This is a genomic window from Nocardia sp. No.11, assembly GCF_038752175.1.
GTDB classification, from domain to species: Bacteria; Actinomycetota; Actinomycetes; order Mycobacteriales; family Mycobacteriaceae; genus Nocardia; species Nocardia canadensis.
Genome location: NZ_JBCGFB010000158.1, coordinates 1 through 12023 on the forward strand (window position 1 = coordinate 1; position 12023 = coordinate 12023).

At 69.4% G+C, this 12023-nt stretch carries 11 protein-coding genes and 2 pseudogenes; 10 read left to right on the top strand and 3 right to left on the bottom strand.

Annotated features, from left to right (window positions below):
* Positions 1 to 183, bottom strand: a 183-nt coding sequence (locus V8688_RS28825) for a hypothetical protein (protein ID WP_342802113.1), incomplete at its 3' end; no start/stop codon positions are given.
* Between the two features lie 403 nt (positions 184 to 586).
* Between V8688_RS28825 and rpsB the strand changes: the two genes are divergently transcribed.
* From rpsB to V8688_RS28850, 5 genes and pseudogenes are all read left to right on the top strand, one after another.
* Positions 587 to 1450: a 30S ribosomal protein S2 gene (gene rpsB / locus V8688_RS28830; RefSeq protein WP_189024364.1), complete on the top strand. Its 864-nt coding sequence runs from the start codon at positions 587 to 589 to the stop codon at positions 1448 to 1450.
* A 108-nt stretch (positions 1451 to 1558) separates the two neighbouring features.
* The gene (gene tsf / locus V8688_RS28835) at positions 1559 to 2383 is read left to right on the top strand and encodes a translation elongation factor Ts (RefSeq protein WP_218718497.1); all 825 of its coding nucleotides are present in this window, start codon (positions 1559 to 1561) and stop codon (positions 2381 to 2383) included.
* 232 nt (positions 2384 to 2615) lie between these two features.
* On the top strand, positions 2616 to 3344 hold the full coding sequence (gene pyrH, locus V8688_RS28840; protein ID WP_316575565.1) for a UMP kinase: 729 nt from the start codon (positions 2616 to 2618) through the stop codon (positions 3342 to 3344).
* 49 nt (positions 3345 to 3393) lie between these two features.
* Complete coding sequence (gene frr, locus V8688_RS28845; RefSeq protein ID WP_030202900.1) at positions 3394 to 3951, top strand: ribosome recycling factor; 558 nt, start codon at positions 3394 to 3396, stop codon at positions 3949 to 3951.
* A gap of 110 nt (positions 3952 to 4061) precedes the next feature.
* Positions 4062 to 5047: pseudogene (locus V8688_RS28850) on the top strand (phosphatidate cytidylyltransferase).
* Between the two features lie 3 nt (positions 5048 to 5050).
* On the opposite strand, the gene V8688_RS28855 reads toward V8688_RS28850, so the two are convergent.
* On the bottom strand, positions 5051 to 5425 hold the full coding sequence (locus V8688_RS28855; RefSeq protein ID WP_316575564.1) for a lipopolysaccharide assembly protein LapA domain-containing protein: 375 nt from the start codon (positions 5423 to 5425) through the stop codon (positions 5051 to 5053).
* Between the two features lie 113 nt (positions 5426 to 5538).
* Between V8688_RS28855 and rlmN the strand changes: the two genes are divergently transcribed.
* Complete coding sequence (gene rlmN, locus V8688_RS28860) at positions 5539 to 6648, top strand: 23S rRNA (adenine(2503)-C(2))-methyltransferase RlmN (RefSeq protein WP_342802114.1); 1110 nt, start codon at positions 5539 to 5541, stop codon at positions 6646 to 6648.
* Positions 6649 to 6652: 4 nt separating this feature from the next.
* Here the strand turns inward: rlmN and V8688_RS28865 are convergent, their stop codons facing one another.
* Positions 6653 to 7456 (bottom strand): transglutaminase family protein, encoded by an 804-nt coding sequence (locus tag V8688_RS28865; protein ID WP_316575562.1) that lies wholly within the window; start codon positions 7454 to 7456, stop codon positions 6653 to 6655.
* Positions 7457 to 7727: 271 nt separating this feature from the next.
* On the opposite strand from V8688_RS28865, the gene V8688_RS28870 reads away from it, so the two are divergent.
* From V8688_RS28870 to V8688_RS28885, 4 genes and pseudogenes are all read left to right on the top strand, one after another.
* Positions 7728 to 8150 carry an uL11 family ribosomal protein gene (locus V8688_RS28870; protein WP_218718492.1) on the top strand — a complete coding sequence of 141 codons (423 nt, stop codon included), beginning with the start codon at positions 7728 to 7730 and terminating at the stop codon, positions 8148 to 8150.
* A 155-nt stretch (positions 8151 to 8305) separates the two neighbouring features.
* Positions 8306 to 9898, top strand: a complete 1593-nt coding sequence (locus V8688_RS28875) for a serine/threonine-protein kinase (protein WP_342802115.1) — start codon at positions 8306 to 8308, stop codon at positions 9896 to 9898.
* Positions 9899 to 9987: 89 nt separating this feature from the next.
* A pseudogene (locus V8688_RS28880) lies at positions 9988 to 10773 on the top strand (serine/threonine-protein kinase); the annotation flags it as partial.
* Positions 10774 to 11167: 394 nt separating this feature from the next.
* Positions 11168 to 12023, top strand: an 856-nt coding sequence (locus V8688_RS28885) for a LysR substrate-binding domain-containing protein (protein ID WP_342802116.1), incomplete at its 3' end; no start/stop codon positions are given.

Sequence of the window (12023 nt, forward strand, 5' to 3'; positions counted from 1 at the left end):
GGGCGTCGCGTCACCACGCGGAGGCGCCGCCGCCCCGTGCCGCTCGGGTGCGACGGCGGCCGCGCCACACACCGGGGTGACGGGCGTTTCCGCACCGGGATGCGCCGCGGCGGGCGCCGCCAGCACCCCCGTGGCGCAGAGCAGCGGAAACGTGGAGATCAGGGTTCGTGTGAAGGTGTTCATGCCCCTACTCTCGGGGGAGATCACCCCGGGCAGACCTCCGATCCGGCAACTGGGGACAACCTCGCCGGATGTGGATACCGCGCACTTCACCACCTGTTTCGGCGGGCGCTGTCAGGGGGCGATTTCGGGCCTGGCCCCGCTCCGCGTAGACTGATCAACGCGGTTTGTGCTGGGCACAGCAGGAACCGACTTCGCGCGCCACCCGTGCTCGTCCATCCGGTCGCCGCTCGCATACGCAGGCAGTCCGTGAGGGCATGTTCGCGCGAGTTCTCCAACGGATGAACAGTGGAATCGTCGGCTGGTCCCGGTCTCGCAGACCTGGGTCCGGCGGTTTCGGTGGCGCCAGGGCAGTCGATCGCCGATCGGCTGCGTCAACCGGCAACGAAAGAGAGATACGGGAGCTATGGCTGTCGTAACTATGAAGCAGCTGCTCGACAGCGGCGCGCACTTCGGGCACCAGACTCGTCGGTGGAACCCGAAGATGAAGCGGTTCATCTTCACCGACCGCAACGGCATCTACATCATCGACCTGCAGCAGACGCTGACCTACATCGACAAGGCCTACGAGTTCGTCAAGGAGACCGTCGCCCACGGTGGCACCGTTCTCTTCGTCGGCACCAAGAAGCAGGCCCAGGAGTCGATCGCGGCCGAGGCGACTCGCGTCGGGATGCCCTACGTCAACCAGCGCTGGCTGGGTGGCATGCTCACCAACTTCTCGACCGTCCACAAGCGCCTGCAGCGCCTGAAGGAGCTCGAGGCCATGGAGCAGACCGGTGGCTTCGAGGGTCGCACCAAGAAGGAAATCCTCATGCTGACGCGTGAGATGACCAAGCTGGACCGCACCCTCGGTGGTATCCGCGACATGGCCAAGGTGCCTTCGGCCATCTGGGTCGTCGACACCAACAAGGAGCACATCGCCGTCGGCGAGGCGCGCAAGCTGAACATCCCGGTCATCGCGATCCTGGACACCAACTGCGATCCCGACCTGGTCGACTACCCGATCCCGGGTAACGACGACGCGATCCGTTCCGCCGCTCTGCTCACCAAGGTCGTCGCCTCCGCGGTGGCCGAGGGCGTGCAGGCCCGCGCGGGCCAGGCTTCCGGCGACGCGAAGCCCGAGGCCGGCGCCGGTGAGCCGCTCGCCGAGTGGGAGCAGGAGCTGCTGGCTCAGGCGACCCCGGCCGCCGAAGCTGCCGTCGAGACGCCCGCCGAGGCCGAGGCCGAGGTCAAGGCCGACCCGGCGCAGCACACCCCGGCCGACTTCTGAGCTGATCGGTAGCTCTACGTTCACCTTGCCGGCCCTTCTGAATTCAGAAGCGGTCGGCAAGGTGGTGTAAACACCCAAGCACCCCACACACGAGGAGGCTCGCCCCCGATGGCGAACTACACCGCTGCTGACGTGAAGCGGCTCCGCGAGCTCACCGGCTCCGGCATGATGGACTGCAAGAACGCGCTGGCCGAGTCCGACGGCGATTTCGACAAGGCCGTCGAGGTGCTGCGCATCAAGGGCGCCAAGGATGTCGGCAAGCGCGCCGAGCGCGCGACCGCCGAGGGCCTGGTCATCGCCAAGGACGGCGTCATGGTCGAGATCAACTCCGAGACCGACTTCGTCGCCAAGAACGCGGAGTTCCAGGAGCTGGCCGAGGCCGTCGTCACCGCTGCCGCCGCAGGCAAGCCGGCCGACCTCGACGCCCTCAAGGCGCTCAAGCTCGACAACGGCACCGTCGACGAGGCCGTGCAGGCGCTGGCCGCCAAGATCGGCGAGAAGCTGGAACTGCGTCGCGTCATCTCCTTCGAGGGCCCGGTCGCCACCTACCTGCACAAGCGTGCGTCGGACCTGCCGCCCGCCGTCGGCGTGCTGGTCGAGTACACCGGTGAAGGCGATGCCGCCGCCGAGGCCGCCCGCGCCGCCGCCATGCAGGTCGCCGCGCTCAAGGCCCGCTACGTCACCCGTGACGAGGTTCCGGCCGAGCTGGTCGAGAACGAGCGTCGCGTCGCCGAGGCCACCGCCCGCGAAGAGGGCAAGCCGGAGGCCGCGCTGCCGAAGATCACCGAGGGCCGCGTCAACGGCTTCTTCAAGGACGTCGTCCTGCTCGAGCAGGCGTCGGTCACCGACTCGAAGAAGACCGTCAAGGCCCTTCTGGACGAGGCCGGTGTCACCCTGACCCGCTTCGCCCGCTTCGAGGTCGGCCAGGCCTGATCCGCCTGAACGAGAGCCCCTCGGGAGCAGCGTCCGTCTGCCCCCGAGGGGCTCTTGCCGATTCCTGACGGCACCTGCCCCCGGTTCCGGGGTCTCCGCGTTGCGCAAGGGGGTCTTGTGCGGTGACGCGAACCGGATAAGGCAGGATGGATGCCGCTTCGCCTTGCTGTGTGGCCGATTCGCGTGCCCGCAGTTCGACCCATATCGACCTTGCCGAAGGAGACGAACACCCATGACCGACCCGGGTACCGACCGCCCTGGATACAACCGGGTGCTGCTGAAGCTGGGTGGGGAGATGTTCGGTGGCGGCGGGGTCGGCCTCGACCCGGATGTCGTGCAGACCGTGGCCGAGCAGATCGCCGAGATCGTCGAGACCGGCGTGCAGGTGGCCGTGGTGATCGGTGGCGGCAACTTCTTCCGCGGCGCCGAGCTGGAGGAGCGCGGCATGGAACGCGCCCGCTCGGACTACATGGGCATGCTCGGCACCGTGATGAACAGCCTTGCGCTGCAGGACTTCCTGCAGCAGCAGGGGGTGGACACGCGCGTGCAGACCGCCATCACCATGGGGCAGGTCGCCGAGCCGTACCTCCCGCTGCGGGCCAAGCGGCACCTGGAGAAGGGCCGCGTCGTGATCTTCGGTGCGGGCATGGGCATGCCCTACTTCTCCACCGACACCACCGCCGCCCAGCGCGCGCTCGAGATCGGCGCCGACGTGGTGCTGATGGCCAAAGCGGTCGACGGCGTGTTCGACGCCGACCCTCGCGTGGAGAAGAACGCGAGCATGTACACCGAGATCACGTACAAGGAAGTACTCGAGAAGGGCCTGAAGGTGGCAGATGCCACGTGCTTCAGTCTCTGCATGGACAACCAGATGCCGATTCTGGTGTTCAATCTGTTGACCAAGGGCAACATTGCCCGCGCAGTCGCCGGTGAGCACATCGGCACCTTGGTTCGGTCCTGATCCCGCAACCGCGGAAGATGACGATGACGACGCTGTGGAGGAACCGGTCGTGATTGATGAAGCGCTCTTCGATGCCGAGGAGAAGATGGAGAAGGCCGTCTCGGTGGCGAAGGACGACCTCGGAACCATCCGCACCGGCCGCGCCAACCCGGGCATGTTCGCCCGTGTCGTGGTCGACTACTACGGGTCGCTGACGCCGATCACCCAGATGTCGAGCATCACCGTGCCGGAGCCGCGCATGGTGGTGATCAAGCCCTACGAGCAGAGCCAGCTCGGCCCGATCGAGAACGCGATCCGCAACTCCGACCTGGGCGTGAACCCGACCAACAACGGTGACATCCTGCGCATCACGGTGCCGCAGCTCACCGAGGAACGTCGCCGCGAGATGGTCAAGATGGCCAAGGGCAAGGGCGAGGACGCCAAGGTCTCGATTCGCAACGTCCGGCGCAAGGCGATGGACGAACTCGGCCGGATCCAGAAGGATGGCGAGGCGGGTGAGGACGAGGTCGGGCGCGCCGAGAAGGAGCTCGACAAGACCACCGCCAAGTACGTGGGCCAGATCGATGAGCTGGTCAAGCACAAGGAAGCCGAACTGCTCGAGGTCTGAGCGCAGATCTCGCCAGTCCCGCTCGTGCGGGGGATGAACGGAACGACGAGTTGAGCGACGGGACAATCGTGGCCGAAGACGCCGCCGCCACCGGAGCGGCACCGGAGCCGATGCCGGACCGGGTCGAGGAGACCGCCGCGGCGGCAGGCACACCGGACGACGTGGCGCCTGCCGAGCCGCAGGCGCCGACGTCGCGCGCGGGTCGTAACCTGCCCGCGGCGCTGGCGGTCGGCCTCGGCCTCGGCCTGTCGCTCATCGCGATCCTGCTGTTCGTCCCCAAGGTGTTCATCGGGGTGGCGGGCGCGGCGGTCGGCGTGGCGACCTGGGAGGTCGCCAAGCGACTGCGCGAGGCCGACGTCCTGGTCCCGCGGATCCCGCTGCTGGTCGGCGGCCAGGCGGTGTTCTGGCTGGGCTGGCCGTGGGGCGCCCAAGGCGTGGTCGGCGCGTTCGCCGCGACAGCGCTGGTNTGCTGGTCGGCGGCCAGGCGGTGTTCTGGCTGGGCTGGCCGTGGGGCGCCCAAGGCGTGGTCGGCGCGTTCGCCGCGACAGCGCTGGTCTGCATGGTGTGGCGGCTGTTCGACCACGGGTTGAGCACCGCGCCCAAGAACTTCCTGCGCGACACCGCGATCACCCTGTTCACCCTCACCTGGATCCCGCTGCTCGCCGCGTTCTCGACACTGCTGCTGCTCGAACCCGACGGCAACCTGCGGGTGCTGACGTTCATGATCCTGGTCGTGTGCTCCGATGTCGGCGGCTATGTCGCCGGCGTGCTGTTCGGCAGGCATCCGATGGTCCCCGCGATCAGCCCCAAGAAGTCGTGGGAGGGGTTCTGCGGTTCGCTGGTGTTCAGCGTCATCGGTGGTCTGCTGACCGTCACGCTGCTGCTCGAGGCGAACTCGATGATCGGCGTCGTGCTCGGTATCGGCTTGGTGGTCGTGGCGACCTGCGGCGACCTGATCGAGTCGCAGATCAAGCGCGAACTCGGCATCAAGGACATGGGCACGATGCTGCCCGGCCACGGCGGCATCATGGATCGCCTCGACTCGATGCTGCCCTCGGCGTTCGTGTCCTGGCTGGTGCTCAGCGCGCTGCTCTGAGCGTCAGGGCTTCTTCGCGGCGTGGCGCAGCTGCAGGATCCGCACCCCGCCGACGAGTCCCATCACCAGCGCGCCCGCGATCACCGAGAGCAGCACGGTGATGCCCAGCGGCAGCGAGAAGTCCCAGAACAGCAGGTTGACCTGCGCCTGGTCCAGGTTCTGGATGATGAAGATCAGCAGGACGATGCCGATGATCGCGGCGGCGAGCAGGCCGATCCAGGTGTAGCCGGTGCGTGAGCCGTGCACACCCTTCGGGGTGACGCGCTTGGCCGGAGCCTGCGTGTCCTTGCGGTGCGGAGTGGTGTCGGTCTGCTCGCTCGTCGGCGCCGCGGGCTCGGGCGCGGCCGGTGACGACCCTGATTCGGCATTGGTGGACATGGTTCGATCATTGCCGACAGCTATCACCCGTGCACGCATCTTCTCGATAACGACGTTCGGCGTGGCGGCCCGCCCACCGGGGCCGTTGCCGCGTTTGGGACAATGGTGGAATTATGGCCACCTCCCTGCCCCTCGTGTTCGATGCCCCGCGTCGCGGGATGCCCCCGCGTCACCTCGCCGACCTCGACGCGGACGAACGCAAGGTCGCGGTGCAGGAGCTGGGACTGCCGAAGTTCCGCGCCGACCAGCTGGCCCGGCAGTACTACGGCAGGTTGCAGGCCGACCCGGCGCTGATGACCGATCTGCCCGCCGACGTGCGCGCGAAGGTAGGCGAGACGTTGTTCCCGCCGCTGCTGTCGGTGGTCCGGCACCTTGCCTGCGACGAGGGCGACACCCGCAAGACGCTCTGGCGCGCCCACGACGGCACCCTGCTCGAGAGCGTGCTCATGCGCTATCCCGATCGCAATACGCTGTGCATCTCCAGCCAGGCGGGCTGCGGCATGGCGTGCCCGTTCTGCGCGACCGGCCAGGCCGGGCTGACGCGCAACCTGTCGACCGCCGAGATCGTCGACCAGGTGCGCGCCGCGGCTGCCGCGCTGCGCGACGGTGAGGTCCACGGCGGCCCGGGCCGGCTGTCCAACATCGTGTTCATGGGAATGGGCGAGCCGCTGGCCAACTACAAGCGCGTGGTGAACGCGGTCCGCCGGATCACCTCGCCCGCGCCCGACGGTCTGGGCATCTCGCAGCGCTCGGTGACGGTGTCGACCGTCGGCCTGGCGCCCGCGATCCGCAAGCTGGCCGACGAGGACATGTCGGTGCGGCTGGCGGTGTCGCTGCACACTCCCGACGACGAGCTGCGCGACACCCTGGTGCCGGTGAACAACCGCTGGTCGATCGCCGAAGTGCTCGACGCCGCTCGGTACTACGCGGACAAGTCCGGGCGCCGGGTGTCGATCGAATACGCGCTGATCCGCGACGTCAACGATCAGCCGTGGCGGGCGGACATGCTCGGCAAGAAGCTGCACAAGGCCCTCGGCCCGCTCGTGCACGTGAACCTGATCCCGCTCAACCCGACCCCGGGCAGCGAGTGGGACGCCAGCCCGAAGCCGGTCGAGCGCGAGTTCGTGCGCCGGGTGATCGCCCAGGGCGTCTCGTGCACGGTGCGCGACACCCGCGGCCAGGAGATCGCGGCCGCCTGCGGCCAGCTCGCCGCCGAGGGCTGATCCACTACTCGATGCCGATCGGCTGGGTGAAGTCGTCGTAGGGCAGTGGGCCGTCGACGAAGGCGTTCACGGTCAGCGTGTTGAGCGTGATGTCGCCGCCGTGGTTGTCCAGGAAGGCGATGTCGGAGGCGTCGCGCCCGGTGGCGATGCGGACCAGGCTCGAGCGTGGCGCCAGGCAGGTCGGGTCGAGCGCGCGCCACGCGCCGTCGACGTAGGCCTCGGCGACGGCGTGGAAGTCCATCGGCACGCAGCCGGGGGCGTAGACCGCCGCCACGCGGGCCGGGACGCCGACCGCGCGCAGTAGCGCGACCACCAGGTGGGAGAAGTCGCGGCAGACGCCGGTGCCCGACAGCAGGGTCTCCACCGCGCCGTCGATCGGAGCGCTGCTGCCCGGGACATAGGAGATCCGCCTGCCGACCCACGCCGCCACCCGAGCGGCCATGTCCGGATCGACGATGCCGTAACCGAATTCGGCGGCAGCGTAGCCGAGCAGCTTGTCCGACTCGGCGTAGCGGCTGGGCCGCCGGTACAGCGCGATCTCGTAGTCGGTGGCCGGTGCGGGGATCGCGGTGCCGAACACCGTCGCCTGGTAGTCCAGCCGCAGCGTGCCTGCCTGCGCGTCGAGCACGTGCAGGCGGGAATGGTGCGGGCCGATCACCTCGCGGGGCGTGACGTACTCGCCGTCGAGTACGCACGTCATGGATTCGATCAGATCGAGGCCGGGTTGCCGGGCGACGGCGATCTGCCACTGCAGTACCGCGTCGGCGTGGACCGTGATCTCCATGCTCGCGGACACATCACGCTTCACGGCTCCAGCCTGACAGGCCGCGGCGCGCGGGGCGACTCGAACACGGGCGCGTGCCGGTCGCGAAGTCACAACGGACGGGCATCGGCCTCGTCGTGCCGGACCGGCAGCGCCGCCATCGGTGAGACCCGGGCACCTGCGGTCCGGCCGCACCGCGGGATCCGGGCCCGTGCCGAGGCCGGCCACCGGGTTGTCGGCGGAGTGTCGATCACGTTGCGGCCCAGGCGTTATCGGCACGGAACCGGAACGAGGCCCGCATCCGAGATCGTTGACTATGGCGCGCGGAACAGCCTCTGTCACAGTCACTCTCGAACTCGAGGCGGGCAATGCCTCCCTCATGGTTCTCGGCAAGATGCTCGGCCCCACCGGCATCCCGCCGTTCGAAGTCAAACGCCGCTACGACGCGGCGACGGCCGATCGGCGCGGGGAGATCATCCCCGCCGTCATCACGATCGATGCCCGCAAACGCTGGACCATGCGGCTCAAGACGCCGCCGACGGCCTCGCTGATCCGCGCGGCACTCGGCAAACCCGGCTCACCCCGGCCCGGCCACACACCGGTGGGCGCCCTCACCCGGGAACAGTTGCGGCGCATCGCACTCCGCAAACTGCCCGACCTGAACACGACCGACGTCGAGGCGGCGATGCGGATCGTCGCCGGAACGGCCCGGTCGATGGGTGTGCGCGTCGAAGACTGAGCGTCGTCCGGCATCGCCGGAGGGCGATCTCGCGGCACCCGCCGACCGCCGCGCCACGATGTCCGATCCCGCGTGGTCAGGCGCTAGGTTGATGGTGGCCGACCGGCGGGATGCGCACCGGCGGCCGGACCGAACGGCGGGACAACGGGGGAATCATGCTTGCGACGGGCGATGTCTTCGCCGGATACACCATCGAGCGCCAACTCGGCCGTGGCGGAATGGGATCGGTGTATCTCGCGCGGCATCCGCGGTTGCCCCGGCAGATCGCGCTGAAGCTGCTGAACGCGGAGTTGTTCGCCGACACCGAGATTCGGGCCAGGTTCGAGCGGGAAGCGGATCTGGCGGCGCAGTTGGAGCATCCGAACATCGTCACGGTCTACGACCGGGGTGTCGATGACGGGCGGCTGTGGATCAGCATGCAGTTCGTCGACGGCGTCGACGCGGCGACCATCGAACACCCGGTGGCGGTCGAGCGGGCGCTGCACATCGTGGAGGGCACCGCGGCGGCCCTCGATCACGCGCACCGCAACGGCGTGCTGCACCGCGACGTCAAGCCCGCCAATATTCTGCTGGCCGACACCGACGGCCGGGAGCGGGTGTTGCTGACCGACTTCGGGATCGCCCGGCCCCGCGACGATGTGCACCACCTGACCCAGACCGGCACCTTCACCGCCACGCTCGCCTACGCCTCGCCCGAACAGCTGACCGGTGCGTATCTGGATCATCGCGCCGATCAGTACTCGCTGGCGTGCACGCTGTATTCGATGCTCACCGGCGTCGCTCCGTTCGAGGCGACGAATCCGGTGCTGGTCATCCAGGGCCACCTCCAATCGCCGCCGCCGTCGCTGCGGGCGCACCGGCCCGATCTGCCCCTCGCGCTGGACACCGTGCTCGCTCGGGCGCTGGCCAAGCGGCCGTCCGACCGCTTCGACTCCTGCGCGGAGTTCGTCGCGGCCGCGCGGCGCGCGCTCAGCGGCACCGGGGCACAGCCGACCGTGTTCGCGGGGCAGTCGATGCCGCAGTTCGCGCATCCATCGTTGCCGCATCCCGCTGTGCCGCAACGCTCTCCGGGGTACCCGCCACCGTTCGCGGCCCCCGCGCCCTATCCCGGGCGACCGAGGCCGGTGCCGCGACGGCGCACCTGGACGCCGGTGGTCCTGCTCGCGGTGCTGGCCCTGATCCTCGGCGCGACCTACTGGGTGTGGCAAGACGACAGCTCCCCGCTCGCCGACGCCCTGCACCGCTCCGCCGGACACCAGGACATGGACGCGCTGCACGCGGCGTTCCCGCAGATGCTGCCCGACGGGTACAGCAGCGGCCGGGTCATCGGTGATCGGCTGTGCTCGGGCCGCCTCACGGCGTCGAAGTACGGCGAGGAGTGGATGAAGACGTTCGACGGCTACCAGGCGAAGTGGAACTGCGCCGACAATTTCGTCGGTGACACCCACTACGCGTTCTTCACCTATCCCACGGCCCAGGCCGCCGCCGACGTCGTCGGCCGATTCCGGCAGCAGACGAAGGACCACGGCCAGGCGACCACCGGCACCCGCACCGACGACCGCCGGGAACGGTCCAGCGGCGGCCGGTACGTCGGCTCCGCGATCGTGTCGACCTTCGCCGAACCTGCCCGAGCGCGCTGGGTGCTGCTGTTCTATCGCGGCTCCGACGACACCCCCTTCGCGGGCAACACGGTGGAGAAGAACATGCCGACGCTGATCGCCGACGTCGCGGGCTTCCCGCTCGGCTGACCCCGGTGTCCGCGCGACCCCGTACCGCGGCGAACGGTGTTTGGTAGGGTCCACACCCGTCGGACGACGAGCGAGATTCGGGGGTCAGAGTGGTTTCTGACGGGACGGTATTCGCCGGATACACGATCGACCGGCAGCTGGGCCGCGGTGGGATGGGGTCGGTGTATCTGGCCCGGCATCCCCGGCTGCCGCGCTGGACCGCGCTCAAGCTGCTGAACCAGGAGCTGTACTCCGACAAGGAGATCCGGGCCAGATTCGAGCGGGAGGCCGATCTGGTGGCCCAGCTCGACCACCCGAACATCGTGACCGTGTTCGACCGCGGCGTCGAGGGCGATCAGCTGTGGATCAGCATGCAGTACATCGACGGGGTCGACGCGTCCATGCTGGATCCGCGGTCGCTGCCGCCGGACCGGGCGGTGCAGATCATCGGCGAGACCGCCGCCGCGCTCGACTACGCGCATCGCGCGGGCGTCCTGCACCGAGATGTGAAGCCGGCCAATATCCTGCTGGCCCGATCCAACAGCCAGGAGCGGGTGTACCTCACCGATTTCGGGATCGCCCGGCTGCGAGACGATTCCGGTCACCTCACCGAGACGGGATCGTTCACCGCCACGCTCGCCTACGCCGCGCCCGAACAGCTCACCGGCGTCCCGCTCGACCATCGCGCCGACCAGTACTCGCTGGCCTGCACGCTGTACTCGCTGCTGACCGGGACCGCGCCGTACGAGGCGCCCAGCCCGGCCGCCGTCATCACCGGGCATCTGCAGGCACCGCCCCCGCCGGTCAGCCCGCGCCGCGCCGGGCTGCCGCCGGTGCTCGATGCCGTGATGGCCCGCGCGCTCGCCAAACGACCCGCCGACCGGTTCTCCTCCTGCGAGGAATTCGTCGACGCCGTGCAGCGGGCGCTGCGCACCGGCACCGGTGGCGCGGCGACGGTGCGGCCGACCTCCGGTGCCCATCCGCAGCCGTTCGTCGGGATGGCGCCGATGAGCCCGGTCAGCGGGTCGGGGGTGCCGTACCCGGTGAACCGTCCGCCGGTACCCCCGTACCAGCCCGTCGCACCGCGCCCGGTCGCGCCGCCCGGGTGGCAGCGCCCGGTGCCGCCGCCGATGCCGTATCCGGCGCCGTCGCGCAGCGGGTGGGGCTCGGTGCTGACCACCTTCCTGATCCTGATCGCCGTCGTCGGGTCGATCATCGCCGTGCTGTGGGTGCTGTCGAACCTGTGATCGGTGGTCGGGGCCGCCCGGCGGGTGCCATATTCTGGTCAGAATGAGCGACTTCGATGTCACCGCCGCCGACTCCATCGACCTCGCCCGGCTGCGTCGCTTCGTCGCGGTCGCCGAGGAACTGCACTTCGCCCGGGCCGCGAAGGGCCTGCGGATCTCCCGGCAGAGCTTGAGCGCCACCGTCATCGAGCTGGAGCACGAACTCGGTACCAGGGTGTTCGTGCCGGGGGCGTCGCCGACCCAGCTGACCGAGGACGGCGCGGCGCTGCTGAACCATGCCAGGGCGCTGATCAGTGCGCAGGAGCAGGCCGAGCGGGAGCAGAAACCGGAAGCGCCCGCGAGCCTGCGGGTCGGGTTCGTACCCGGTGTCACCGTGTCGAAATGGGCGCGGATCTGGGGTGACCGGTTGCCGGACCATCCGCTCGAGGTCGTCGGGGTCGCGCAGGGGGAGCAGGAGAGCGCGTTGCGCGAGGGGCGCGTCGACCTGTGCTTCGTCCGGCTGCCGATCGACCGGACCGTGATGAATGCGATCCCGCTGTGGCAGGAGACCCCGGTCGCGGTTGTCCAGAAGGACGACGCGCTCTCGCTGCTGGAGACCATCACGCCCGCCGACCTGGCCGAGGAGCGGCTGCAGGACGGCACCGATCTCGATCAGGCCGCCGACACCCTCGCGCTGGTCGCCGCGGTCGGCGGCGCGACGATCGTGCCGCAGTCGATCGCGCGGCTGCATCACCGGCGCGACCTGGTCTACCGGCCGGTCAGCGACACCGAATTCACCGAGATCGCGCTGGCCTGGCCCGCGGGCAGCGACAGCGAACTGCTCGAGGAGTTCGTCGGGATCGTGCGCGGCCGGTCGGCGAACAGCTCGCGCGGCGCGGTCGCGGCGGAGCCGGCACGGC